This is a genomic window from Arthrobacter sp. 01T419 (assembly GCF_056398865.1).
The window spans coordinates 37,493-63,930 of sequence record NZ_JBFTQF010000015.1 but is presented as its reverse complement, the minus strand read 5'-3'; the positions used below and the strand labels follow the sequence as shown (position 1 = coordinate 63,930).

Sequence of the window (26,438 nt, the reverse complement as noted above, 5' to 3'; positions counted from 1 at the left end):
CATTCGATGTGGAGCAGGTGTCGCCACAACGTCGAAGATCTGACTACGGTCGACCTGACCAAGTAGCGAGGGTGGAGGCATGCGATTCGGAGAATCCAGCCGAGCCCACCCTTCAGCTGGCGATGGCCAGTTATCCACATCTGCTCAGTGGATGCCCTCATGCCTCGAATATCTTGGTAACCTGGTCAGACGATGAAAGCCACAGTACCCACGCCGCCCTCGGCACCGATTCCAGTCATTGACCTTTTCGCTGGCCCTGGTGGCCTGAACGAGGGTTTCTCGAGCATAGGTGAAGACGACGCCGGACCCATCTTTCGCACTGTCGGTTCCTTCGAGATGGAAAGCAACGCCGTATCGACACTGACGCTTCGCTCGGCGTTCCGCTTTCTCAAGCGGGCGGGGCGTGTGCCGCAGGCATATTATGACTACATCTCCGGCAAGACGACCCGCGAGGACTTCGAGCAAGACGAAGCCGTTTCGCGGGCATTGGCCGAGGCAAAGAAGCATGTCCACAAGGTCGAGCTTGGAAAGAGTACCCGTGACGAAGTCGACACGAAGATCGCCGATGCCCTGAAGGCCGCCCGTGCGGACGAGGACGCGGACTGGGTGCTAATTGGGGGCCCGCCCTGTCAGGCCTACTCCTTGGCGGGACGCTCGCGGAGGACGAACGATCTTCAATTTGCTTTTGATCACAAGCATTTCCTCTATGAGGAGTACCTCCACATAATTGAGAGATTCAAGCCAGCCGTCTTTGTCATGGAGAACGTCAAGGGTCTTCTGTCTTCAACCAATCATGGCGTGGGTATGTTTGGTCAGATCCTCCGTGATCTGCGCCATCCAAATTCTGCGCTGAACTACGAGATCCGGTCCCTCGTGGTCGACGAGGAAGCGCATAAACTCCAGCCCCGAGATTTCGTTATCCCGGCTGAGAAGTACGGCATACCCCAAAAGAGACATCGGATCATCCTGCTTGGCATTCGATCAGACGTTGTTGAGCGGACAGGCCGCGCCGTCCTCGCGGAGACTTCAACAGTTACGGTGAGGGATGCGATTGCCGACCTGCCGAGTTGCCGATCTCACATATCGCCGGCGAAAATGGACAGCGAAGAAGCTTGGCTAATCCTTCGAAATGAAACCATCGCCTTGCGATCGGAATCGCTTTCTGAGACAGTGTCGCAGGAAACCACGGCGTCGGTGGACGCTGAGGAAGTCAATACTGCGCTCAAGACTTACCGGGAGTGGGTCGAAGACTCTCGTGTGACGTCACCGCTCCAGCACAAATCGCGAAGTCACATGGCAAGCGATATCAAGAGGTATGGCTTTCTAGCGTGGAAGGCCCTTGAACTGGGGAAGAGCCCTAAATTCACTCATCTCCCGGACGGCTTGGAGCCGAACCACAAGAATATCGCCGAGGATAACACGCCATTCATGGATCGGTTCCGGGTCCAAGTGTGGGACTCGCCGTCTACGACGATCGTGTCCCACATCTCCAAGGACGGTCATTACTACATTCATCCCGATGAGAAGCAGATGAGGAGCTTGACTGTGCGTGAGGCAGCACGATTGCAGACTTTCCCCGACAACTATTTTTTTGAGGGTAGTCGGACTGCGCAGTTCCACCAAGTAGGAAATGCCGTGCCTCCCCTGCTGGCTCGCCTCATTGCGGAAAAGGTGGTCGAGACCTTGCGCCTTTCCGCGAATGAGTACGGAAGCGAAGACTAGAAGTCGGAAAAGCCTTTCGCCCGTGCCTTTTCCAGGGTTGCGATGAGTCGAGCGCTTTGCCGCTCAGAGGGAAATCCGCCCTTGCGCCCAGTGACCACATCGAGGATACCGATGTCGGTGGGGCCTGCGACTCGGTTTGCGAGAGCGAAAGTACGCAGGCTTTCCCACTCCTCCTTAGTAGTAGAGAAAACTTGCTTCTGGATATCAATGCCGTTGTCAATCTTCTGAACGGCTTTGGATGCACTCTGAGCTTCAGCTCGAACTGATGAATCGACGAGCTCGGCCACGAGACTGCCTGGCAATTTGAAGGGGGCTGTCCGCACTACTTCCCAGCATGCCAGCGATTTCGCCCACTCGGTTACGTTCGCCACCCGGCGGGTGGGCGAGGTAAGCAATTCCGAGACGAGTTCAGCCACGGGAAGAGCTGTCGTTAGCATCGCTTCGGACAGGGCTTGTTGGCGCCAGACCGCCGCAAAGTTGAAGTGCCTTCCGGGCGTCTGTCTGCCGATTTCGAACGCCAACTTGGCCATCGTGTAGGTGACGATGTTTGCGAGATAGCCCTTGTCATACCAGTCTGCCTTGGCGACGGAGCGTCGAATTTCCTCGTACATGATCGCTTTTGCGACGAGGTCCCGGAAGTACTGTTCGTTGATTTCCTCGTTCGAGGACTCCCAGATTTTGGCGACGCTTTCGGCGAAGGCGACAAAGTTCTTCTGGGCGCCGGCACTCACGATGTGCGGTTTTTGATCCCACGAGACCGCGTACTTCGCCGCATCCGTTTTTGTAAAGACTTGACCTCGCGGATAGGTCGCCAAGAACTTGTTGGCGTCGGCGGTGGCGAGCTTGTTCCTTTCATTGAGGTACTGTCCGCGAGTTCGCTCGTAGTACCACTTGGTCTGGTAATTCACACCCGGGCGAGCCGGGATGAGCAGCCTCCGGGACAGTTCTTCCAGCCGGATATGGAATGGGCTATTTGAGAAAAAGTCTGCCTCGCTCACCCGGTTCTGGCTGTTGGCAAACCTCGAGATCTTTGGAACGAGGTCAACAGCTTTCTCGGGGTCCACCACCACAAGTTTCATTGGCACGAACACGTCACTCAGTACGGAGCCTTTGGCGCTTTCCCTTGCCACGTAGAAAAGCGAAGCAGTGGTCTGTCCACCGTTCACAATCTGGAGATCAACGAGGGACGTTGCTCTGAGGCCGTCCGAAGTTCGCGTCAGGCCGGTGGCTGTGGCGGTGATGCCATTGTTGTACGCCATGAACATCTCAGGCTCGGACAGAATGGTCGTCTTGATACCCTTATTGACCTTGCCCCGACCGCTTAGAAAAGAACGGACGTTCCCTTCCAGCAGTCTGCTTCCGTATTGCGCGTACAAGTCGGCAACGAGGGCGCCTGGGACAGCGGCCATATATGTGGCGAAGTCCGTGGAATCGCCGCTAATTTCTAGTATTGGTAGCCCCTCCGGAACCCAATTCGTCAAGTTGATCTCGAGGGCTTCACGGCCCTGTTGGGACTCCTGGACTTGGTGGAGTCTTTGCAGGTCCCAGAGGTGGAAATCTACAGGAACACCGTTAAGAACCGATGATGGGACTTCCTTGATACGGTCGCTGAGTCGGCCGTTGGTGACGAGGTAAAGGCGATAACGCGAAACAGCGCGGCCACGATGGTTGAGGTCTTCGGCCAGCTGATAGGCGGCTGAGCTTTCTTCTCGGCCAGCCATGAATTGGCCGGAAACCGCTTCCAATAGAAAGTTCTCGAGTGCCGTCAAACGTTTCTTAGCATCGGTAGCGGTGACCACCTCGATCGAGTCGGAGTTCGAGTGCAAAAGCACGGCCAGTGAGATCGAATCATCGGCATCGTCAAGGTCGTATGCGTTGACTGCAAGCTTTTTGTTTCGCTGACCCGAGCCTTCAAACTGAAGCACCGTAAAGTCTTCAACCTCACCAGCTTCGGCGAACCGTTCCGACACTTCTGCCATGAAGGCCATTGAGGTGTAGTCGTTATCGACTGCCGCGCGAGCATTGACGGTGTTTTGTAGGTCCAAGTAGAAATCATCAAGATTCATTCGACGACACCTTCAGTTCCGGTCCGGGCAGGCCCAGCTGTGAAAAATCGCATTCAAAAGGCGCTAGGTCAGCTAAGTCTAAGGAATACGAGACCCGGCTGACACTGGCTGGGAGCAGGCTGGGCTCGATCCGTGGGAAGGAGTCAGTTACCTCCAGATATCGAACGCCTGTCGGGAAGAAGTACATATCAGCGTAGACATCGTCCGATCGATCGAAACGGAGCTCGGCGAGACGGCGTGCAAGTTCAGACTGCGCAACTCCAGAATCTTGGAGCAGCCGGTCAGTCTGGCTGAGTAGCCCAACAACCGTCATGGCCCCCGGTGTATCTGCCACGGCGTCGTCAGCGGCCACGACGCAGACGAAGAGTTGCTCATTCGGCAGGCGATTTAGCTGGTTCTCTGAGGAAATCTGAATGCGGCGGGCGCGACTATGGACAGTTTTTACTTCGATCAACGGCCCGCCTGGGAACTGAAAGTCTTGGTCACTTTGGAACGGGCCGTGCCACGCGTCCATGACGTGGCCGACAGTGCACCCCTGTATCAGGTTGGAAAAGCCGAGCCAAAGCTCGCCGAAAAGGCCCCGCGTGGCTTCCAAGGAAAGCCGCTGACTTGCGGGAGCTTGGAGGAGTGTCCGCCACTCCTCGACACTTGCCATGAATGCTGCAAGTCCATGGGCTTCAGAACTGGTCTCGGAGACACGATCGACGATATGTGCGCAGAGCTGAACGAACACGTCCGTGAACTTGGACGCCTTGAGCGTCAGCAGGAGTACCCAATGGCCGTCTATGCTTCTCTGGGTGCGTGTTACATCAACAGCATCTGACAGTTCCGGAACAGCCGGCTTGAGGCTGCTGATGGAACAGAACATCGGTTGTCCAGCTTGATCAGTACCGCAGACGAGGCGAAGCTCGAGCTCTGGATCGACTTCAAGTGTTCTGGGTAGCCGTTGCTCGATGGCGCTCAACCATGTGGTTTCGACGGGATTAGACATCATCATCCTCGTCAGTGCCGGAGTACTCTACGAACCACTGTTGCTGAGCGACAGTGTTGATGAGGTAGCGAACATCGCCGTCGCGGTTGTTGACGTCGAGGCGGTTCCCCGGAAACGCTAGCTTGACACCCACGATTCGCTCGCCCTCAATGTTTGCGACTTTCTTGCGCTCCTTTTCAAGCAATTCCTTGAAGTTAGGCACCAGCACATAGATGAGCAAGGTCGGTCTCGGGAGATGCTCGTAGATCGCTGATTCTGGGATTTGCTTGCCCGCATATTCCTCCTTGAACCTTTCAGCTAGGGAGTCATCTGTGCCGGCGTCGAGTATTTTTCTTAGGTCGTCACTACCTGCTAGCCGGCTACTTTTCCCTGAGACGAGCAGTTCGTCAGCGGCCCCGACGGTCATAGTTCGGGTCGGTGGATGGATCTTCACGCCGCCAAACGGTTCCTCAGAGTTGGCAGTTTTTGTACCATTGACGAAGACTACATCCCACGTCGAGAACTTGGCCGTCTTGTTGTTTTTCACGAATTTACTGATGGCGTTGCCGTAAAAGAGTTCGTCCATCCGGTGTGCTGTGTATTCGTCGAGGAAGGCGGCGACCATGGCCTGCGGGACGTCAGTGAAACGCGGGTAGCCTCGTTGGGTTTGGCTGGGCTGGCCGAATGTGCCGATAAGGGCTTGAGCCAGCCCGATGGCAGCGTCCCTGTTTTCCTTCACGATGGTTTTTCTCGGGTCGAGCCGGGAGGTTTCAATGCGCCGCCCGATAAGGCTGATTACCTTGGGCTCCACCGCTGCCGACTTGGATTTATTCTTTGCCGTGATCAGAAGGGCGCCCGGATGCATGCGAATAGATAGTCCGAAATCAAGGGGGGTTAGGGATTGGCGTCGCATGAGTTTCAGGTCCGAACGTAGTTCCGCTACAGCGTCAGCGATAAACCGGTAATCAGCTGCGACTCCAGGATCGATCCAGATGCGGCAGAGGTCTTCGTATTCGTCCCGGTATCCGAACCAACGAGCCATCTGCATCATGGTGTCCGCTGCTCGGACGTTTCGGTAGTAGTAACTGATCATGAGACCTTCGAGGGTGAGACCGCGACTGAGAACGTCCCCACCGATGGCGATGACGCGCTTCGGCATCTCAGCGCTTTGCTGCTGATCCTTCAGGAGTTTTTCTGTGTCCGAGTTGAACGTCCTGACCGTAATTTCATTGGCTGAACTTGGTAGTGCGGACAAGACTTCCGACCAAGTTGGCCCATCAGCAGAGAAGTGCGTTTCGAAGGCGGACTTTAAACCGTCGATGATCTGATTTTCGACGCCCTCCGTGTAAAGGATGGCGTGGGCTTCGAGCGCATTCTTGATGGTGTCGAGCTCATGCTTCACGAGGTCGTGCAAGTGCACTTGAACGCGCTTGAAACGGGAAATGTTGACGAGCATAGAGCGGCGTTTGTCTTCGTGTCCTCGAAGATCACGAATGGCGTTCGCGACAACATACACGCGGACGGCAGTCTTTAGGCTGTCAGGGATTGTGTGGATGGAATGGTTCTGCTTGTGCTTGAGTGGCAGTAATGGCTCGACGTCGTGGAGATCTATGACACTCTCTTCATTGATGTCGTCCTCGGTCCCAAAGACTCTATCGGCTCCCACATAGTTTGTTGGAGCTTCCAACCCGTAGACGAAGTCCTTCGGAAACAGATCCGGGTGAACTTCGCCGTCCTTGACAGTCTCAGCTTCGTGGTCGATGAGGATATTGGCGAACGGAGTCGCCGTAATAGCGACATAGGAGTTCCGAGAAAACTTTCCTAGGAGTTTACGGATAAGGAAGTTCGTCTTAGTCGGGTCGTCTTCCTTGCCCGTATTTACCGAGCCGTAGTCTGATTCGTCGTCGACGAGCAAGAGAGGCAGGTCGATCCGGCCATGAGACTTTGGCTGGTCGTTCGTCCAGTCAATGAGCGCTTTTAGGACATGGACGTTCTTCTTGACGACGAAGATGAACGGGTTGGGCGATTCCTCGGACACACTTATGCTGGTGGCATCCTTACTGGCTTGCAGAAAATCTTGGACGACTGTCGTCATTCCGGTCGCGTACGTCAATTGTTTGTTTAGCCGTCCGACCCCAACAAACCTATCGGCGGCGGTGCCCGTTCCTGACCTAGAAACGTTTCGGCTTGAATCTTTGCCCAGAAATCCTTCGTCGACACGAATCTGTGTTTGCTGCCTCAGGGACTCCGTATTGCCGGCCAAAAGGACGACCAAGCGGTAACCCGCGTCGGCTGCCTTGTTAAGTAGACCCAAGTACGTTTGTGTTTTGCCTGACTGCACGTCACCGATGATTAGGCCTTTTCGGTCCCAAGGTCCAGGCAGCGTCGGGTCTCCGACGTAGTCGAGGATTTCGTCAGTGAATTCTTCCATCTTTTCGAGGACTCGTGGAGAACGATTGTTGTTACGTAGCCATTGCTTGTAGGTGAGCCACCGAGTCCATTCGATGTGATGCTTTTTCGACGCGAGCCAAGGCTTGAAATCCTTGTCGGTGATACCGACACCGATCTCCACATCGATGCTCAATTTGCTCACAAGCCGTCGGTGAACTGCTGTGATGTCGTTGTCAGAGACGTCGGGAGCTACGACAGGGCGGAATGTTTCCAGCTGGTCGTGTAGGTGAGACTCGCTGTATGTGTCATCGCTGAGCAGAGCGCTTACCACAGTCTCGAGTTTTTCCATCTGAGAACGGATTACGCTGGGGTCGGTGGCAGCCTGACTAGTCATTTTTTACGACCTTCCAAAGTAGTTCAGTGGGGGCGGATGCGAAAGCGAAGGGTTCAATCGAAGCCATGGAAGAGACAAACTGCTCTGGATCCCCTCCGCTGGCGTTGTGGGCCTTCCAAAGGCCCGATGCCAAGGCTTCGAGTTCTGGAGCAGATGGTTGCTGCGGCGAGTGGCTCTCGTCTTGGCCGAGTCTGTTGTATGCATCCTCAACTGGGAATGTTGATTCCAGAAGCGACAAAACCATCGACATCTGCGCCACATCGTCGGGACTGATCTGATCGGCCAACATCTCCAAAACTGGGTGCTGCCGATTGATTTCATATCTGAAGGTGCCACGGTCATCGACCACGTTCCACACGGGACTCGTGCGGGACTGTTCCTGGACGATGCGGCCACGGTAGAGGTGGACACGTCTGCTTGGCTCTACGATTCGCCCTGCGATCCGGCGAAGATTGTCCCGAATCTGCGGTGGTGGGGCCGCTGAAGCCTTCTTAATGTCCAAAGACCACAGGTGATCCAACGTGTTCGGGATATCGACTTTGACTCTGGCGAGTTTCCCCAGGTCGTCCTTGGGTGCTATACGGAACCACGTGCCCCAAATGACCAAGCGTTTTCCGCGATAAATATAGAAGCCTTGGCTGTCGCGGACCCGGCCCGCGACTTGAGCCCGTTTCTTTTCTGCGGTCGTCATTCGGTTTAGATGCGGCAGCGTGTACGGCTGGACGTCAATCCGTTCCCCGTCGACGGTGAAAGACTCGGATGGCCCGAGTTGGGTCGCCTTGTTGGACTCTAGGAAAGGATCGGAGCCTTGTACAGGGGCGCGGTTCAGCGAGATGCCAAAGCGTTGGCCAGGTTCACCGGCAAGAAATCTGTGGAATACGAGGGCCAAATGGGCTTTGACGTCCATCATGGCGGCATCGAACGACGAGCTGAGGTCCCCAACGGTCGCTGCTAGCCTGTCAAGATTTCGCCAAACGACGAGTGTCCCTGAGGCGAGCCCGGCAAGTTCGTTGAATCTGGGGAGACTCGGCAGTTCTTCTTCAGCAAGGACGAGGAGGCTCCAGGTTTGCTGTCCGATCATATGATCGATGTTCCATTCGAAGCCGCACAAGACGCCGTCACGTTTGGAAACGACGACCAAGTCTCGGCACTGCGACAACGACGCAGTTTTCAGTCCGAGACCAAAGCGTCCCAAGTCCTTCGGATTTCTTGTATTCATCGGGCTGGCACCCGCTAGGCGCATCGCTTTAATGGCATCCTCGGCCGTCATCCCTTTGCCGTCGTCGACCAAGGCGACGTACGGATCAGGCTGATCGCCAAAGAATATGTCGACGTTAGTGGCCCCGGCGGATATCGAGTTATCGATGAGGTCGGCAACGGCTGTCTGAAGTGTGTATCCGACGGCGCGCATGGATTCCATGAGATGCGGATCCGGCGGAAGGATTTGCTCGGTTGTCACTGACCCCCCAGTCGTAGTTCGTGCCGATAAGGATGCTCGGTCCTTTGGATACTAGCTGGCGGCGACGGCGAAGTTTGCTTGTCAACATCTTTGGGGCCGCGGGGAACATCAGCCGTCCAGCATCGATGGCTGAACATATTTTGTTCCAACCCTTCGGGTGGTCTGCTTTCGAGCTGTCAGGGCTTTGAATCTGGCCAGATGGTCCACGAGAGCTTGGGCGAGGTCCAAGATGCTCTGCAGAGATGGGGCTGCAATGACGATGAAATCGGGGCGGTTCGTGTCCTGAACGAATCCGCAGTTCGTTTCTCCGACGAGTTCTTCCAGAAGAAGCGATCGTGGCTGGTTAGCTGCAAGATACAGAACCGGAAAAGGTGACCAAGTTCGCTCAATATGGCTCCTGCAGCTAGCAGCCGGAAACGTTTTGGCTGCGGAGAGTGCATAGGCCAGAGCTCCGACTCCAAGCTCCAAACCTCCGAGATCACAGTCTTCTGAATTGATAAGATCATCGATTTGATCGGCGACAATTCCAGACAAGCCGACATCGGCCGCCTCGCCAGCTTCGAAAGCTTGCGCATATTTGTCGAATTCTTCGTCGGATCTAGCGTGATCACAAACGAAATGCAACACGCGCTGGTGAGCTCTCAGATACGACCGAGCTTCCTTGGCACTCGTACCCCTCAGATCAAAGACATCTCTAAAATAGCCAAAGCCTTCTTCATCGATGTCAGATCCTTTCGGCGTCCAGAATGTTGTTCCGACCGGAAGGATTTTTGACAGCTCAGGGCTTGAGACCGGGTACATGACTCATCCTTATCACGCGTTGCCCTTTGACGTCGATGCGGACGGGAGGACGCGACCTAGAGGGTCGCGACGCCGGACGACGCTGCCACGAATGACGGCGGAAACCGCAACGAGGGCAACGAAGATCAGGCACGGTACGGCGACCGCAGCAAGAGCGGCGTCGAAAATCGGACGCAGGATATCGATAAGTGAGGTGGGTCGCTGGCTAATCGGAGAATGAGTAACGGCAAGGATGCCGGCGGCAAAGAACCACGCAACTGCGCGGAGCATGCCGAGGTGGAGCGACTTGCGGGTCCAATAGATGCGGTTCAGTTCCAACATCGTGCACCCAAAGAAAGCGGCTCAATTTGTGCCGCATGCGACGTGCCCCGTTAGGCAGATCGTAACGCCAAACGTTCGGCTACACAGCGGATTCGAGCGGCAATTTTCTGTTGAGGAATCGTAAGGAACGGGCTGGGTTGGTGCCGCTACATACCCTGCCTAATCCCTTCGCGGCGGGAACCAAGGAACGCCTGGTTTGAGGCTAACGACGAAGAACAAGAAGATGATGCTGAACATCTCCAGGCTCGCGACTGTCGGCCTGGGTATCCAACCAGACGTGGCCCAGAAAGCGAGCCATTGCACTCCCCACAGCCCTCCCGCCGAGGCCGCAAGTACGTACAGCCGTCCCCGCAGGGTCCTCGGCGTCTGCAATTTTGATTTGACCGACAATGGTCCGGCTCCAATCTGTATACCGAAGCTGCAACGGCGAAGCAGCGCAGTCTCACTTTGCTTGCTTCTTGTAGACAAACCACGTCGCAAGACTCGCCCCCGCCGCAGCCATGGATAAGACCCCCATGGCCAGGTTGTTGAGGAAGAACGCAATGATGGCGACGATCAAGGAGGTGACCGCCGCTGAGAGAGTTAGAAATTTCATCAAGAGCAAAATAAGGCGCCCTCGCCCCAAGTAGGTGTCGATCCGGGCCGATTTAGGTGTCGTTTCCATCGAAATTGAGTGCTGGACGAACGAAACTCCGTGCTGAAAGGCGAGCTGATCCGTGAACCCGAGTCCGCCGTCGCCCCACCACTTCCAACCGCCCCACGCAACCCAGCCCACAACACTCTCCCGCCCCACCCCACCCGCCCAGCCCCAAGCCGTACCCTTATCCCAAGGGCGACTCCCTCAGGCTTGCATTCGAACGGATACGGCATGTCAGATCTCAACGTCCAGGAGCGGCACTCCACACAGCGGCCGATCACCGAAGCCGCATGCCTTCAGCCGGACCAAGTGCTCGAACACCTCGGCTCCAGCCCATCAGGCCTGACAAACCAAGAAGCCGCGGAACGCCTGGAAGAACTCGGCCCGAACGCCGTGCGGACCCACCGGGCCAACGGGTGGGCGGTGTTGGGCCGGCAGTTCGCCAGCCCCATCCTGATCCTGCTGATCATCACGGCTGGGCTGTCCCTCTTCCTGGGCGATGCCACGAATTCGATCGTGATCGGCGTGATCCTCCTGGTCAGCGTGGGCTTGGGCTTCACCAACGAAGTCCGCGCCGAACGCGCCTCCGAAGCCCTGCACTCCCGGGTGACCCACCGCGCCGTTGTGCTCCGCGACGGAACCACGCAGGACGTGGACGTGACCGCTCTGGTGCCGGGCGACGCTTTAGATTCGACCCGAGTCAGCGAGCCAGACTTACTCATCACGCGACCTGCCGGTCAGCCGCTCACAGGTCACTCGGATCTACAAGCGACTGACCGGTCCGCGATAATCAGTACCGGGTAGTAAAGCGCCTACAGTCCTAGTCCAGGACTTACTCGCCCGACCGAACTAACCTGCCTACTTCCTTCTTGTCGGGAACCAAGGAACTCCTGGTTTGATGGCACGGACGAAGAACAGGAAGATGATGCTGAACATTACCAAGCTGGTTAGAGTCGGCTTGGGTGTCCAACCAGAGGTGGCCCAGTAAAGAAACCATTGCGCTGCCCACATACCGCCCACCGAAGCGAGGTAGACATAAATTCGTCCCCACACGGTCTTTGGGGTCGTTAACTTAGGTCTGGCCGACATTCTGCGGCTCCCGTCTTATCTGCAAGCGTCATTCCAGTTTATTCCCGCGCCGAATGCTCCGAATCCGGCGCATGTTACCCATCCAATGCCGAGACTGAACGCCCCGACGGCCCCGCAGATCGCCCCAGTCGCAGCCGAATAGCCTCCCATGGCGAACCCCCCTTGCCAGCAGGACCGGCCCGACTAGCCTGCGGTGGTGATCGTTGCCCGCGAATTAGCAGTAGAGGCAAGGGTGGCCGCTCCGGGTTGAGTAAGCTGCTTCTTGGGGCTCAGAGCGACAGCCGGTTTGCTGTGTCTTTGCCAGTAGATAGCCCTAAAGAGAGCGGCTCTGACCGGCTTTTCCTAACCGGTATCGGTGAATCGCCGGGACGCCAAGAAAGATGTACCCAAACGCTATCGCCGGATATCCCGTCCAGAGTGGTCCAAGCAACTCGCGAAGGGGGCTAATGAAAATCATGGCTACGCCCAAGAGCGCTATTGCGAGCGTCAGCCAGCCGCTCCAACCGTGAAGCATGACGTGTCGGGCTTGTTCTGCGGTGATCATTTCACGGCTCCTTTGCCCCTGATTACCTGCAGTTTCTGCCATTGTAGATGACAGGGAAGGCAGCCTGACTAGCAAACCGAGGCGCCCGGATGCCTATGCATTCGCCTTGGTTGTATGCCTGCGACGCTGTAATTGTGACGGCCCCTCCAATGGCCCCGCACAGCACGGCCATTCCCGGCGTCAGCAGCCCGCACCCGAGGGAGATTACCCCAGTCGCCTGCCATCCATTGTCCGCGATGGTCTTGGTTTCGGATCTATTGAACTCCACTGTGCAAAACCAGAGGTCACAGGCCGTCTGTGGGTCGGCAACCACCGGGAAAGTCGCCCCGTGCAAATTGACGTCCTGTCGGAGGATGTTTCCTTTGACGGAGTAAGACGTAGGCAGATTCTTGCCAGTGGCATCCACGGCCCAGGCCGGGAGTATCGCGTTGACCAGTACGCCGTCGACGGAGTAGACCGCGACACCGCCATTGCTTCGCGGCTCGAGGACGGCTGGAGCTCCGTTGACAATAAATTCGTATTCGAATCCGCTCTTATTAGCAGAGTTGATGATGGTGTATCCCGCGAGCCGACCGTCCACGGAACCTGCCGCGTAGTTGTAATCCGAGGACTTCGATCCGAATACGGTCAAGGTCCCATTGCTGGCATCGGCGTCCTGAACGGAATCGTCGCGGAAGCGGATCTGGAGCGTGCCACCCGGCAGATCGGCTTCCGTTCCTCGATCAACGAGACGAATTGAGCGCCCAAGAGCCGACTGCGAGCCGACATCGCGCTTTCCCTCGACAGATGACAGAGGCGCGGAACTCGTGCTTGAGTTTTGGTGTGCGATCCCGGAATGCTTGACGGCTCGTTCCAATGCACTGAGCGCTCTCGCCGATTGATCCGAAGGCCGCTCGGCCGCCGTGGAAGGAAGAGCGGACACGAAAAGCCCTGCGGCTAGTAGCATCGCGGTCGATAACAGTTTTCCTCTGAACTTCATTTCGTTCCCCCAGATGGTTCGAATTGATTCATCTTCTTAGACAGTGCAGTTGTTCACTTAGTTGTCATTTGATCTCGAATTGTTGACGCGACCTCCTCGGGATGGGGCGCGGAGATGATCCATCGGCGGTTTGCGGCTCCAATACGACGATGTTCTTCTCCGCGGAGGCGATGGAGACGGTCGCATGAACGATTGGCCAGGTCACGGCCAAGATGCCGAGGGCGACCAGCGGGCCGCCAGGAAGGATGCCTCCGGCTTCGGCAAATAAGGCAACGACGATTACTGATTGGCCGGCAATTCCAGACCAAAGCTTTGGGACTACGCGCTGGCCTGGTTTCAGATATCGCCATGTCTTCTCCCAACGGACTCGGATTCAGACGAAAGACAGTGTCTCCGTGCGAGAGAGGCTATGGTTCAAATTGGCAACTAGGTGGAGAAAGCCCCCGAAATGAGTGGTGCGGAGGCGAAATTAGGTGGCGTTCAAGAGCCTGATGAGTATGCTGCGTGTCCGAGTGTTGGTGCCGACCTTCATCCGCCGTCGCTTAGGGTCCTACCGCATCTGAGAGGCCGAGTCCGCAGTCGTCGGTCGCTCCCAACCGCTCCACCCATCCCAACCCATGACACCCTCCCACCCATCCCAACCCATGACACCCTTCCACCCCACCCACCCAGCCCCAAGCCGTACCCTTATCCCAAGGGCGACTCCCTCAGGCGACGCATTCGAACGGATACGGCATGTCAGATCTCAACGTCCAGGAGCGGCACTCCACGCAGCTGCCGATCACCGAGGCCGCGTGCCTCCAACCGGACGAAGTACTGGATCACCTCGGCTCCAGCCCGGCGGGCCTGACAAACCAAGAAGCCGCGGAACGACTGGAAGAACTCGGCCCGAACGCCGTGCGGACCCACCGGGCCAACGGGTGGGCGGTGTTGGGCCGGCAGTTCGCCAGCCCCATCCTGATCTTGCTGATCATTACGGCCGGGCTGTCCCTCTTCCTGGGCGATGCCACGAATTCGATCGTGATCGGCGTGATCCTGCTGGTCAGCGTGGGGTTGGGCTTCACCAACGAATTCCGTGCCGAACGGGCCTCCGAAGCCTTGCATTCCCGGGTGACCCACCGCGCCGTCGTGCTCCGCGACGGAACCACGCAGGATGTCGACGTGACCGCCTTGGTGCCTGGCGACGTCGTGCACCTGAGTCTGGGCGCCATCATCCCCGCCGACATCCGACTCCTCAGCACCAAGAACCTCCTCTGCGACGAAAGCATCTTGACGGGGGAGTCCCTCCCGGCCGGCAAGGATCCGGCCGCGGTGGCGACCGGCTCGTCCCTGGGCGACCTCGCATCCTGTGTCTTCATGGGAACCGTCGTCCAGTCCGGCGGCTGCACCGGCGTGGTGGTGGCCACCGGCGGCCGCGCCGAATTCGGCCGCATCGCGCTGGGCCTAGGAGAACGGCAGCCGCAAACCGAATTCCAGCTCGGGCTGAAGCGGTTCTCGTTCCTTCTTTTGCAGGTGGCCATCGGGCTCACCACGCTGATCTTCATCGCCAACCTGCTGCTGCACCGCCCGCTGATCGAGTCGCTGCTTTTCTCCCTGGCAATCGCCGTCGGTATCACGCCGCAGCTGCTGCCCGCCGTCGTGAGCACCAGCCTCGCCACCGGCACGCGTCAGCTCGCCCGGCGGAAAGTCCTCGTGAAACGACTGGTCTGCATCGAGGACCTGGGCGACATGGACATCCTGGTCACCGACAAGACCGGCACCCTCACGGAGGGGCGGATCAGCTTCACCGGCGCGCTGCCCGCCTCACCGGAAGTGTCCGACGCCGAACTCCTCACCTTGGGTTTGCTGGCCACCGAAACCGACTACTCCGAGGCCAAACAATCCACGGCCGGGCAAAACCCGCTCGACGCCGCACTCTGGGAAAGCGCCGGGGCGGCCGCCTTCGATCCCGCCCGCTTCGAGCGCCTCGACCTGATCGACTTCGACCACCAGCGCCGTCGCACCAGCGTGCTGGTGCGGGAGGCCGGCGGCCCGGCGCGCCTGGTCACCAAGGGTGCCCCCGAGGACGTCCTTGCCCTCTGCGGGCCGACGTCGCCCGCCGTGCAGGCAATGCTGGACGAACAGTTCGACGCCGGATCGCGCGTCGTCGCGGTGGCCACCCGCCCAGCCGCCGGGCTGAGCCGCATCACTCCCGATGACGAAAAGGACCTGGTCCTGGCCGGCTTCCTCATCTTCCTCGACCGGCCCAAGGCAAACGCGAAAGAGTCCCTCGAACGGCTGGCCACGCTAGGCATCTCCGTGAAAATCGCCACCGGGGACAACGCCAAAGTCGCCGAAAAAGTATGCTCCGAGCTCGGCGTACTCTCCGGCGGAACCCTCACCGGCGCGGACGTGGACGCCCTATCGGATACCGAGCTGGCCGCCACCGCCCGGGAAGCCACCATCTTCGCCCGCGTCTCACCCGAGCAGAAAGCCCGCATCATCAGGCTGCTGCGCCAAAGCGGCGGGGCCGTGGGTTTCATGGGCGACGGCGTCAACGACGCCCTGGCCCTTCACAAAGCGGACATCGGCATCTCCGTGGACAGCGCAACCGACGTCGCCAAGGACGCGGCCGACGTCGTGCTCTTGGAAAAAGACCTGGGCGTCCTGGCCGAAGGCGTGATGGAGGGCCGGAGGATCTTCGCGAACACCATCAAATACGTGCTGATGGGAACGTCCAGCAACTTCGGCAACATGTTCAGCGCGGCCACGGCGTCGGTGGTCCTGAGCTTCCTGCCCATGCTGCCGGGGCAGATCCTGCTCAACAACCTGCTCTACGACAGCGGCCAGCTGGCCATCCCCGGTGACCGCGTGGACAAGGAACAGCTGCTGGCACCGTCGCACTGGAACATCGCATTCATCAGGCGGTTCATGTTCCTCTTCGGGCCGATCAGCTCGATCTTCGATTTTGCGACCTTCGCGCTCATGCTGTTCGTCTTCAACGCCGTCCCAGGGGAGTTCCGGGCCGGCTGGTTCATCGAATCCATCGCCACGCAGACCCTCATCATTTTCGCCATCAGGACCCGACGTGTTCCCTTCTTCCGCAGCCGTCCCTCGGCCGGCCTGTTGAGTGCATCCCTGGGCGTCGTGGCCGCGGGGATCTTCCTGCCGTTGTCACCGCTGGCGGGCGTGCTCGGCTTCGACCCGTTGCCGGTCCCGTTCTTCCTGGCGGTACTGGGAATGATCGTTGTTTACATGGTCATGGTGGAATTCGCCAAGCAGTGGTTCTTCGCCCGGGCGGCGCAGCAGCTTCCGGAGATTCCCACGCCTGTCCGTCGTCGGCCGGATACGCACCACATCTCCCGCCGCGCCTCCCGCTTCAGCGCGGCTGTTGTCGCGGTTGTCCCGGGGCGTCCGGTGCGTCCAAGGCTTCCAGCCCGCAGGCGACGGAAGGTAGCGGCGTAGTTTTCGGATGCACCGAGGCGCTTCCTGGCTGTGCGAACTTCACCGAAGGCTTTGGGCTCGGGATTCGCGCTGCTTTACCGTATTACGCCGCCGGACCAGCCAGTAAGCGATCCAGGTGACTGCGCCTACAAGGGGCAAAGCCAGAATCGCCATTGCTATTACTGCTACTCATGCGTTTCTCACTAGACCCTACAATTCGTTACCGCCGGAATCATGACCGGGCAGTTCTGTTTGATCAAGTTCGCGTCGAGCGTCCCTGATTGCATTCTTTACGGCACGATAAATGACACCATAGAGGACGTACAGGAATATCGCAGCAAAGATCATCGGCACGAATAGCGTCAGAGTAAGATCCAAGTTAGAGAGCTCCATAGATTGGTTGAGAGACTTTCGCCGGACATCGCCCTGGTTGTTGTATCCAATGTTCAAGAAACCCCAACCAACAGACACGTTAGCGATACTTCCACCACGATTTGCCTCGTAAGAGAAAGCAATTCCCGCTTGCGCTGGGCCGCCAACTGTGCAGTCGGCTGCATTCAGTGTAGACGTCACGTACACGTTGTCGGTTAGGTTTGCGCTCCCGCCCCATGCGCTGGCCGAACCCGGCCTCGACTGATGCCAGACGTTCTGGGAAGTCGTCCGTGAAAGGTGAGTTCGGTGGCCCGAATGATTACCGCGACGAGCCAACAGCTTCCGGCGTTTCCTCGGATGGCTCGCTGCCAGCGTTCCCGCCGGACAGCGATGCCGAAGGTCGCTGCTTCGCCGCCAGCATCCCGAGCGAAACGATGGTCAAAGACGCAATCGCCGCTCCAACTGCCGGTGGCCCGGTCTCGCCTGCCGCGGAGCTGAGGGCGAGGCCTGCCGCCCACGAGCCAGCGGCAATGCCGAAGTTGAACGAGGCTGTGGTCAGCGCGGAGGCAAGCGTCGGGGCCTTCCCCGCGAACTTGACCGCAAGTGCGAACGCGACGGGATTCACCACAAAGCCTGCAAAGCCTGCCAGAGTGATCAGGATGACAGCAGGTAGGGCCTGCTCGGAGAACACGCACAATGCGAGCAGGAAAACCGTGGCCGCAACGGCGGCGGTGATCGTGGTGGCGTACGGCCGGTGGTCTCCGAGCTTGCCTCCCGTGTAGTTGCCGAGGAGCGCACCTACGCCGAAGCAGCACAGCACCCACGGCAGCATCGCAGACGGGACGCCGGCACGGTCCGTCAACAGGGGCGCGATATAGCTATAGGTCGCCAAGACGCCTCCCATGATCAAGGCGCAGGACGCTAGGGCCAGCCACAATCGTCCAGACCGGAGCGCTGCGAACTCCGAGCTCAGGGACGGCGTCGCCCCGTTGGGCTCTTCGTGCGGGACGAAGCGGACGATGAACACCGCCGCGGCGGCCGCGAGGATGGCCAAGGCCCAGAAAGGCGCCCGCCACCCGGCGATCTGCCCCGCGAACGCCCCGAGCGGGACGCCAACCACTGTCGCCAGGCTTCCTCCACCCATGACGACGCCGAGCGCGCGCGATCCGGCCGCGGGGCCTGCCGCGCGGGTCGCCACCACGACGGCGACGGACCAGAAAGCGCCCGTGGCACAGGCTGTGACGAAACGGGCTGCGAAGATGACTTCGAAGCTCGGGCTGACGGCGACCAGGACGTGGCCAACCGCGAACAGAAGTAGCGAGAGCATCAAGGTCAGCCGACGTTGGAGGCGCAGGGTCAGAATGATCATCGCCGGGGAACCGATGATCATCCCCACGGCGAAGATGGTGATGAGGAGGCCCGCATGAGGAACACTGACCCCGAGGTCGCTCGCCAGCTCTGGCAGCAGACCGGCAATGAAGAACTCGGTTGTCTGCATCAGAAACGTCCCGGCAGTGAGAACGAACACCACCGGAGGCAGTCCACCGCGTGAATGCCCGGCCCTTTTCAACCCGGCCGTTTTCAGATCCGTTGATGACATGCTTTGAGGCACCACTTTCTTGGGGAACACAGAAGGCAACGCCCGAGGCGTGCTGAGGATGGGGGAGGGTCAAATTCACGGTATCCGAATCGAGGCGCACACTGAGAGGCCCCCTGAGGACCCCCCACCCAGGCCCAAAAGGGGGCCCCGACAGGGCCTCCCACTGTTGCCGGTCCAACCCCTACCGTGGAAGGTATGAGTTCGAAAGATGAAGTGCGAGCTTTTCTGATGTCCCGCCGCGCAAACATCACCCCAGCCCAGACCGATCTGCAGGATTTCGGCGGGCAGCGCCGCGTACCCGGCCTCCGACGCTCAGAAGTGGCCATCCTTGCAGGGGTTAGCCTCGACTACTACACCCGCCTTGAACGGGGGAACCTCCGCGGGGCGTCAGAGCATGTACTGAACGCCCTCGCCAATGCCCTGCAGCTCAACGAGCTCGAACGGGAATACCTCTTCGGACTCGCCCGCACCGCCACGACCGCCGCCCCTGCCCGGGCAGGGCAGAAGAAGCCGGTAGTGCGCGAATCGGTGCAACGGGTTTTGGACAGCATGAGTGTTCCGGCCGTGGTGTGGAACCGTCAACATGACCTCGTCGCCTCGAACCTCATGGGGCGGGCGCTGTACTCACCGCAGTTCGAATCCGACAGTCCAAACCTCGCGAGGTTTATCTTCCTAGACCCCCGGGCGAAGGACTATTACGTGGACTGGCCGCTGGCCAAGCAGATGACAGCGGCAATGCTACGCATGGAAGCGGGACGCGATCCGCTGAACGCCGAGCTGACCGCATTGATCGGGGAGCTCTCCACCCGCAGCCCGGAGTTCCGTTCGAACTGGGCTGAGCGCGACGTGCACGAGCACCGCACCGGTCGGAAGCTGTTCAACCACCCGGTGGTGGGGGTCGTGGACGTCACCTACGACGTCTTTGAGATGCCGGGGGAGAAGGGGCTCTGGATCGGGATCTACAGCGTCGAGGAGGGTAGCGAATCCGCGGAGAAGTTGGCGCTCCTCGCCAGCTGGGCCGCCACTAACGACCAGCTTGCCGCGCGAAGGCCCTCGCCGCCGTCGTCCGGTCACCCCGCCCAGCCCCAAACAGGCGCCCAGAACCAAACACTCACAGCTAAATCATCACGAAGCACTGGAGAGCAATGAAGGTCATCGTCATCGGCGGCAGCGGTCACATCGGATCCTTCCTCGTCCCCCGGCTGGTGCGCGCCGGTCATGAAGTCATCAACATCAGCCGTGGCACCCACAAAAGCTTTGGCGAGGCGCCCGAGTGGCAGCAGGTGCGTCAGGTCGTCGCCGACCGGCAGCAGGAAGACCGGGACGGCACGTTCGGTGACAGGGTTGCGGCACTGCAGGCCGACGTCGTCGTCGATCTGGTCTGTTTCACGTTCGAGTCGGCGAGCTCGCTGGTCAACCGGCTCCGCGGGGAGGCCGGGCACCTACTGCACTGCGGCTCGGTGTGGCGGTACGGCCAGAGCCTCAAGCTGCCGATCGCCGAGGGTTCCGGATCGGCGGCAGCCCCGTTCGGCGAGTACGGCATTCAGAAGGACCGGATCGCGCGGATGCTGAAAGAGGAGACCGACGACGGCGGTCTGGTCACCACGTCCGTGCACCCTGGCCATATTGTCGGGCCCGGTTGGCACCCGATCAGTCCGCTCGGGAACCTCGACCCCGCCGTTTGGTACACACTCTCTGCCGGCCAGCCGCTGCAAGTCCCCGGAAGCGGCGCTGAACTGATGCACCACGTGCACGCGGACGACGTCGCCCAGGCGTTCGAGAAAGCCATCCAGAACCGCGACGCGGCAGCCGGCGAGGACTTCAACATCGTCGCCCCCACTGCCCTCAACGTCCGCGGATACGCCGACATCGCCGCCGCTTGGTTCGGCCAGTCCGCCACCTTGGCGACGGTCACGTGGGAACACTTCCGGGAATCGACCACACCGGAGTATGCCGAGTCGAGCTGGGACCACCTCTACCGCAGCCATTGCTTCACGATCGAAAAGGCCAAGTCCCTGTTGGGCTACGCTCCCCGGTACGAGCCCGAACAAGCTGTCCGGGAATCCATCACCTGGCTGATTGAACGCGGGCAGCTCCGCATCGCCAATCCGCTGAGGGTCCTGGCGAACTGATTATTTGGGTAGACAGCGCCGGATGCACCTGACGGTCGCCGAACGTGGCGATCACTTCTTCGACGAGCGCGGTTTCGCGGCTTTCGGAGGAAGAGTTGCGACGTATTCGAAGGCCTTCTCGACCCATTCCGCCGTTTGCTCTTCGTTGTCGCTCCAGGCTTCGGGCAGGCCGACGTAGCCGCCCATGGCACGACCTTCCGGGCCGAACGGAAGCGTTTGGTGCTCGGCCTCCAGCGCCGCTTTGTCGGCGTCGGAAAGCCTGACGCCGATCATCGGGCCGAACAGCCCGGCGAACATGTTCCCGTTCACGAAGGCGCCCAGGTTGCCGAACATCGGCTTGACGGCCACTTCGGGGTTGTCTGGCACCACCGCGCGGAAGCGGTCTTTGTCGGCGTCGGACGGTTTGGGGATCTGCATGTGCCTGCTCCGGGGTAGGGGATCGAAAGCCTAGACTGCCTGAAGCATACGACGGCGGGATGTGGGCTGCCAGCGTCAAGGCATTGTGCCCTGAGCGTTTCGGGGGAAGTCCTCGACGCCCGTCGGGCTAGTCCCGACTGCTTCTTTGTCCGCCGACGTGACACCAACGCCACGAAAAAAGCACAACCATCCCCACGGAGTCCTCGGGGCCACCAACTGGGATTTGATCGACAATTGTCTAATCCCGGTCTTGTCCACATCGCAGCACGGGCCGCCCGTCACCACGCCGGGGAAGAGCCCAACTATTTCAGAGTCTGCCATTCCGATATCGTGCAGCGCCGACTTGGGTGGCGCCAGCAATAGACTTTGACTATTGCCGCATTCAGAACACCCGCCAGAGATGGAGAAAACGTTGAACAGTCCAGTAAGCAGGGGGTTATTCTTCGGGGCCGGGTTCGGATGCGCCTACGCGCTGGTGGTTCTTCTCTTGGGCGGGTCCAGTGGCCCGGGCTTGGCGATACTCAGCGGGCTAGGTGGCGCGCTGGTCGGTGCCGTGTCAGGTTGTATCATCGCTGCGTTGGCCCTTGGCATCGGTCGGCTGACCAGAATTCGACGTGACCGTGAAAAGGCCATTGCGGCCTTGATTGCCGGGGCTTCGACTTTGCTGATCCTTGTGGCTTTGGCGTCGGTTTCGGATTCAAAGTGGCCATGGTGGACGCATCTTGTTCCGGCGGGTGTTGCAGCTGTTATTGGTGGACTGGCGTGGCCTCGGGAGAGGACAGTGGTTGGGGAGTCCCGATAGGCTCCCCAACCACGGCCTATTAGTTAGTAGGGCGGATAGAATGCAGGCCAGTTGCAGGCTGACGCATTCGTCCTCCAAAGCCCCATGCACATGTTGCTGGCAAATTGGTACCACTGGCCATGCGCGGCGAGTTGGTTCCCGGCGTTCCACACCCCGCGGTCAATGACGATGGCCGCGTTGACGTTCAATGCCCTCTCGCCGTTGGGCTTGGGGATCGATGCGAAGTTGATGACGGATCCTTCGCCGTCGAAATGTCCTGCCAGTGCCGTGAATTGGAAATAAAAGTCTCCCGCATACCCAATCTTCACCGGTGCTGGGACTTCAATTGCGCCGGCAACCAGGATTTTTAGATTCAAGACCTGTCCGACATAGGGGTAGGTTGATGTTGCGCCGTTGATCGGGAAATAGCAATTGAAACAGGTTCGGAGCAGATTAAATGGCTCTACATTGTTGCCGTGGCCTAGCGGGAACTCGAAGTTGTACACCCACGACGGAGCGGCCATGACGAGCGGATACACCGTTGCACTCGTCGGCTGTGCCTTTTGGGTGATGGTAGTAGAGCTAATTTCCAATGTCGTGGGGACGACATTGGCCGCCGAGTCCTTGGCGTTGCCCTGCTTCACGGTTGTTAGCGTCTTCCAATGTGGGTGAAGCTGCAAATGCACCGGTGGGCTGGGCGAGGCACAACCCAAGTGCAATAATGCCGGCTGCGACTGCTCGTCCGGCTTTTGTCTTTCCTTGCATTCAATCCCCCTATGAGTGGTTTAGGTTCAGACGTGGGCACGATACTCAGAAGGCGCTCTCGTGCCGTGTCATTTTCCTTGCTGTCACACGGCGACCGGCTCGCAGTGACAAGTCCCAGCGAGACCCACAGTTTCCGTGGGCAAATGCTATGACCAGAATCGGCAGCTAGGTGGTGAAAGTCGTAAAATGAGTGCCAAAAGACTGAAAATGAGTGTCGAAAAGGACGATACTAGGTGCCTGCAGGCGCCAAGTGAGTTCAGACTTCTCGTTCAATCTCGATGTGCTCGCCGGTGGAATACTGGCCAAAGACCTTCGGGTATGGCAGGCTCACCGCCCCGCTACGCACCCCGCGACGCACCCCGCGACATACTCCGCATCCACGCCCACGCCGCCGAGGATCGACGAGTAGTGTCCCGTCAACCACGGCAGCCCGACCACATACAGCCCCGGCTGCTCGGTGACCCCGCGGACGTGGCGTGGATAGCTCCATGCGTCCAGAACGGGGATGTCCACAAAGCTGAGGTCCAGCTTGTAGCCGGTGGCCCAAAGCACCGAGGTGATGTTCTCGGCGGCCAGGTTGACCCGGGGCGGGGAAACGGGGAGCCAGTCGTCCGCCGGTGCCGGCTGGTGTTCAGGTGCGTCGATCCCCGCGGCAGCGATGTAGGCGTCGAGCGCCCGACCCATGCGCTGGCCGAACCCGGCCTCGACTGCTGCCAGGCGTTCGGCGAGGTCGTCCGTGAACGTGAGTTCGCCGTCGTCGGCTGCCTCCAGGTGCCCGTGCAGCCGGATGCCCTGGCGGCCGAGTTCGCGGAGGTGGATGGTGTGGCCGCCGTCGGTGCCCGAGAGCAGGGGGTTGCAGGCGAACCGGGCCGCGGGGGAGGGCAACTGCCCCACCGTCAGGGTGTTGAGCCCGTACTCCGGTCCGTGGATGCCGGCCCGCAGGATCCAGTAGATGATGTCGTGCCCGCGGTAGCGGCGCGGCGCCTCCGGACAGGTGGCCACCGCAAGGTGTACCTCACGGCCGGCAGCGAGCAGGTCCTCCGCGATCTGCCCGCCCGACTGCCCGGTCCCGACAATCAACACCGCGCCGTCCGGCAGTTGCTCCGGATTGCGGTAGTCGTGAGTGTGAAGCTGCAGGACGCTCTTTGGAAGCCCGGCGGCAAGGGCCGGGATTTTCGGTTCCTGATACGCGCCGGTCGCCAGCACCACATTGCGTGCCCGCCAGCTACCGCCTGACGTTTCAACGCTGAAACCGCCGTCCGACGTCGAAATCCGCGTGACATCCATGTCGGTCCGGACAGGGGCTTCGATCCTCTGTGCGTAATCCCGGAAATAGTCCACGACGTCGTCCCGCGCCATGAACGCCCCCGGCTCCGCGCCGGCGTACGGCATGCCGGGCAAGTCCAGCGAGAAGTTCGGGGTGTTCATCACGAACGCGTCCCAGCGATCCTGCCACGCGCCGCCCAGCGCGGCTCGCCGTTCAAGGACATAATGCCCGACGCCGGCCCGGCTGAGGAAGTAGCTCGTGGCCAGTCCCGCTTGGCCTCCGCCGACTATAAGGGTGTCGACTTTTCGCGCGTGGTTGTCCGGTGCGGGTCCGAGCGGGTCAGTCTCCATGATTCGATCCCTTCTCCCCTTCACCATCGCTCAGGCGAGAGATCACTCGCCGGTGGTGAACTTGTCCGTGATGGTGTGCTGGGCCGCTTCCTCGACACTCTCATCCATGGTCGGCCGGCCTAGAAGGAATGACTGGTATCTATCTGCCGCTCCGGCCACCGACGAGAAGGCCTCGCGGATTTCCACCGCAATCAGCGCCAGCGTGCTCCCAAGTGCAATCAGAACCCTGAGCTTCATCGCCCCACCCCCTGGATTCCCCTGAGTCTACGAGATACCGGGCAGCTGGCATAGGAGTCCTCTCCGTGGTCCTAGCGGCAGGCGCCACTTTCGCCGGAGGCGCTGGCTGCGGGCGTCGGTTCGGTGCTGCCGGAAGGTTTTTTCATGCATGTGTCAGGATGCGGAGCCGGCCGGAAATAAAGCCAGTGTCATGGGAAGGTAATCCTGAGCAAGGGGGGACGGCGCGCGAAGTCGCAGCGGACACCTTCCGCATCGCGTGGTCAAAGATGCACCAGCGCGGAGCCCACGAGCTCGCCTGGCTCTACCGGATCGCCCGGAATCTCCTAGGTAACGAGTACCGGCGCCAGTTCAGGGAACAGGCCTTGCTGCGCCGCGTCGGAGATGGGCTGGCTGCCGGCCCCGTCCAGACGGACGGGGGCCTAGTGCGAGAGGCACTACTCGAACTCCGGGACAAGGACCGGGACATTCTTTACCTCACCTACTGGGAAGAACTCAGTGCCGCTCATCTCTCGGCGGTGCTCGGATGCTCCGAAGCCACCGCCTGGAAACGCCTGAGCCGAGCCCGGAAGGCACTCCAGCACATCTTGCAGCGGAAAGGACACTCGCATGGAAACTCTTGAAGACCTCATTTGCCGCGCCAACCCCACACCGGTTGACGCCCGTCGGTCGCTGGACGAACGCGCTGAACACGATCTGGCGGCCATCCTTGGACACACGGCCACCGTCGGAACTGGCGGACCGCGAAGCCTCCACCGCCGGACTCTCCTCCTCGCCGCTGGCACCGCTGCCGCCGCTGCGGCCGCCAGCGTCGTCCTGGCCACCAAGGCAGCCACCCCCGGCGCGCCGAACGCGCAGGGCACCCCGATCCCGGAACCCGTCCTCGCCGCAACACCGGCGATGCTCGACCCCAAGCCCATCGCAAAGGACGCCGCCACCGTGCTTGAGGAGGCCCGCCAGAAACTCCAGACTCCCGACGGGCCGGGGTACAGGCCCGGCTATTTCACGATCCACCACTGGGAAGCCGGGATCATGCAAACCCCTGATAACTCCCCGGCTATGGACGTCGCCCTCCCAGTGACGATCGAGACTCGACGGGAGGCCGACGGGTCTGGTACCCGGACCCTGGCGGTGGGTCAGCCCTTCTCCCCAACCCGATCGGATGTGAAGTTCCAGGCCGTCGGCTGGCCGATGGACGTCCAGCCCGGGCAGAGCAAACAGGAGACCTTCGGGCCAGGGCAGTTCCCCGCCCTGCCGCTGCCCCAACCGGTACCGACCGACGACGCCGGCATGGCCGCCTACATCGCCGACTACCAGGTCCGTTCCTCGGCGATGGTCAACGAAGGCCCCCAAGGTGTGTTCCAGACCATCGGGTTCTTCCTCGGGTATTGGAACCTCTCCGGCGCCCAAGAACACGCCGTCCTAGGCGCCGTCGCCAAGCTTCCCGGTGTGAAGGTCCTCGGCGAGGTCACCGACCGGCTCGGGCGTCACGGGATCGCGCTCAGCATCGAGACCCAGGACGAACGCTACGGGACCTCCAGAAACATCCTCGTCATCGACCCCACCTCAGGGCGCATTCTTGCCACCGAAGAAGACTACGTGCAAGGCCCCGTGGACGGACGGAAACCCCTCCGGCCCGTACCAACCGTCATGCGCTACATCGCCGTCGAAGACTCCACCACCAAGTGACACGGGCCTTCCCCGCCCCGTCCACGCGTGTTACT

21 protein-coding genes are annotated in these 26,438 nt (G+C 60.0%); 7 read left to right on the top strand and 14 right to left on the bottom strand.

Going from position 1 to position 26,438, the window contains the following annotated elements; translation table 11 throughout:
• The first annotated feature begins 192 nt into the window (after positions 1 to 192).
• Positions 193 to 1,722, top strand: coding sequence for a DNA cytosine methyltransferase (locus AC1DLO_RS18285; protein ID WP_476891163.1), 1,530 nt, complete (start codon positions 193 to 195; stop codon positions 1,720 to 1,722).
• On the opposite strand, the gene AC1DLO_RS18280 is transcribed toward AC1DLO_RS18285, so the two are convergent.
• From AC1DLO_RS18280 to AC1DLO_RS18250, 7 genes are all read right to left on the bottom strand, one after another.
• Positions 1,719 to 3,788, bottom strand: a complete 2,070-nt coding sequence (locus tag AC1DLO_RS18280) for an AIPR family protein (RefSeq protein ID WP_476891162.1) — start codon at positions 3,786 to 3,788, stop codon at positions 1,719 to 1,721. The two genes, AC1DLO_RS18285 and AC1DLO_RS18280, sit on opposite strands and share 4 nt — an antisense overlap.
• Positions 3,778 to 4,779, bottom strand: coding sequence for a PD-(D/E)XK motif protein (locus tag AC1DLO_RS18275; RefSeq protein WP_476891161.1), 1,002 nt, complete (start codon positions 4,777 to 4,779; stop codon positions 3,778 to 3,780). Before AC1DLO_RS18275 ends, AC1DLO_RS18280 begins: the two co-directional genes overlap by 11 nt.
• A complete protein-coding gene (locus AC1DLO_RS18270; RefSeq protein WP_476891160.1) occupies positions 4,772 to 7,543 on the bottom strand; it encodes a Z1 domain-containing protein in 2,772 nt (923 codons plus the stop codon). Before AC1DLO_RS18270 ends, AC1DLO_RS18275 begins: the two co-directional genes overlap by 8 nt.
• Positions 7,536 to 9,002, bottom strand: a complete 1,467-nt coding sequence (locus AC1DLO_RS18265) for an ATP-binding protein (protein WP_476891159.1) — start codon at positions 9,000 to 9,002, stop codon at positions 7,536 to 7,538. The genes AC1DLO_RS18270 and AC1DLO_RS18265 overlap by 8 nt, the downstream gene beginning before the upstream one ends.
• Before the next feature lie 108 nt (positions 9,003 to 9,110).
• Positions 9,111 to 9,803, bottom strand: coding sequence for a hypothetical protein (locus AC1DLO_RS18260; RefSeq protein ID WP_476891158.1), 693 nt, complete (start codon positions 9,801 to 9,803; stop codon positions 9,111 to 9,113).
• 12 nt (positions 9,804 to 9,815) lie between these two features.
• Positions 9,816 to 10,124: a hypothetical protein gene (locus AC1DLO_RS18255; RefSeq protein ID WP_476891157.1), complete on the bottom strand. Its 309-nt coding sequence runs from the start codon at positions 10,122 to 10,124 to the stop codon at positions 9,816 to 9,818.
• Between the two features lie 442 nt (positions 10,125 to 10,566).
• Positions 10,567 to 10,719: a hypothetical protein gene (locus tag AC1DLO_RS18250; protein ID WP_476891156.1), complete on the bottom strand. Its 153-nt coding sequence runs from the start codon at positions 10,717 to 10,719 to the stop codon at positions 10,567 to 10,569.
• 273 nt (positions 10,720 to 10,992) lie between these two features.
• On the opposite strand from AC1DLO_RS18250, the gene AC1DLO_RS18245 reads away from it, so the two are divergent.
• Positions 10,993 to 11,565, top strand: coding sequence for a cation-transporting P-type ATPase (locus AC1DLO_RS18245; protein WP_476891155.1), 573 nt, complete (start codon positions 10,993 to 10,995; stop codon positions 11,563 to 11,565).
• Positions 11,566 to 12,416: 851 nt separating this feature from the next.
• On the opposite strand, the gene AC1DLO_RS18240 is transcribed toward AC1DLO_RS18245, so the two are convergent.
• Positions 12,417 to 13,316, bottom strand: coding sequence for a hypothetical protein (locus AC1DLO_RS18240; RefSeq protein WP_476891154.1), 900 nt, complete (start codon positions 13,314 to 13,316; stop codon positions 12,417 to 12,419).
• A gap of 792 nt (positions 13,317 to 14,108) precedes the next feature.
• Here AC1DLO_RS18240 and mgtA point away from each other — a divergent pair.
• Positions 14,109 to 16,817: a magnesium-translocating P-type ATPase gene (gene mgtA / locus AC1DLO_RS18235; RefSeq protein WP_476891153.1), complete on the top strand. Its 2,709-nt coding sequence runs from the start codon at positions 14,109 to 14,111 to the stop codon at positions 16,815 to 16,817.
• A 189-nt stretch (positions 16,818 to 17,006) separates the two neighbouring features.
• Here mgtA and AC1DLO_RS18230 read toward each other — a convergent pair whose 3' ends face one another.
• Both AC1DLO_RS18230 and AC1DLO_RS18225 read right to left on the bottom strand, forming a co-directional pair.
• Positions 17,007 to 17,369 carry a hypothetical protein gene (locus AC1DLO_RS18230; protein WP_476891152.1) on the bottom strand — a complete coding sequence of 121 codons (363 nt, stop codon included), beginning with the start codon at positions 17,367 to 17,369 and terminating at the stop codon, positions 17,007 to 17,009.
• Positions 17,370 to 17,487: 118 nt separating this feature from the next.
• Positions 17,488 to 18,768 (bottom strand): MFS transporter, encoded by a 1,281-nt coding sequence (locus AC1DLO_RS18225; RefSeq protein WP_476891151.1) that lies wholly within the window; start codon positions 18,766 to 18,768, stop codon positions 17,488 to 17,490.
• A 195-nt stretch (positions 18,769 to 18,963) separates the two neighbouring features.
• Here AC1DLO_RS18225 and AC1DLO_RS18220 point away from each other — a divergent pair, with 195 nt between their 5' ends.
• Positions 18,964 to 19,917 (top strand): helix-turn-helix transcriptional regulator, encoded by a 954-nt coding sequence (locus AC1DLO_RS18220; protein WP_476891150.1) that lies wholly within the window; start codon positions 18,964 to 18,966, stop codon positions 19,915 to 19,917.
• On the top strand, positions 19,914 to 20,900 hold the full coding sequence (locus tag AC1DLO_RS18215) for an NAD-dependent epimerase/dehydratase family protein (protein WP_476891149.1): 987 nt from the start codon (positions 19,914 to 19,916) through the stop codon (positions 20,898 to 20,900). Before AC1DLO_RS18220 ends, AC1DLO_RS18215 begins: the two co-directional genes overlap by 4 nt.
• Positions 20,901 to 20,951: 51 nt before the next feature.
• Here the strand turns inward: AC1DLO_RS18215 and AC1DLO_RS18210 are convergent, their stop codons facing one another.
• From AC1DLO_RS18210 to AC1DLO_RS18195, 4 genes are all read right to left on the bottom strand, one after another.
• On the bottom strand, positions 20,952 to 21,317 hold the full coding sequence (locus tag AC1DLO_RS18210) for a TfoX/Sxy family protein (protein WP_184737540.1): 366 nt from the start codon (positions 21,315 to 21,317) through the stop codon (positions 20,952 to 20,954).
• Between the two features lie 825 nt (positions 21,318 to 22,142).
• Entirely contained in the window at positions 22,143 to 22,742 is a 600-nt protein-coding gene (locus tag AC1DLO_RS18205) for a hypothetical protein (protein ID WP_184737538.1), read from the bottom strand.
• A gap of 448 nt (positions 22,743 to 23,190) precedes the next feature.
• The gene (locus AC1DLO_RS18200; protein WP_476914554.1) at positions 23,191 to 24,480 is read right to left on the bottom strand and encodes a flavin-containing monooxygenase; all 1,290 of its coding nucleotides are present in this window, start codon (positions 24,478 to 24,480) and stop codon (positions 23,191 to 23,193) included.
• A gap of 42 nt (positions 24,481 to 24,522) precedes the next feature.
• Positions 24,523 to 24,717 (bottom strand): hypothetical protein, encoded by a 195-nt coding sequence (locus AC1DLO_RS18195; RefSeq protein WP_476891147.1) that lies wholly within the window; start codon positions 24,715 to 24,717, stop codon positions 24,523 to 24,525.
• A gap of 185 nt (positions 24,718 to 24,902) precedes the next feature.
• Between AC1DLO_RS18195 and AC1DLO_RS18190 the strand changes: the two genes are divergently transcribed.
• The gene (locus tag AC1DLO_RS18190) at positions 24,903 to 25,337 is read left to right on the top strand and encodes an RNA polymerase sigma factor (RefSeq protein ID WP_476891146.1); all 435 of its coding nucleotides are present in this window, start codon (positions 24,903 to 24,905) and stop codon (positions 25,335 to 25,337) included.
• Entirely contained in the window at positions 25,324 to 26,403 is a 1,080-nt protein-coding gene (locus tag AC1DLO_RS18185) for a CU044_5270 family protein (protein WP_476891145.1), read from the top strand. Before AC1DLO_RS18190 ends, AC1DLO_RS18185 begins: the two co-directional genes overlap by 14 nt.
• Positions 26,404 to 26,438: the final 35 nt, after the last annotated feature.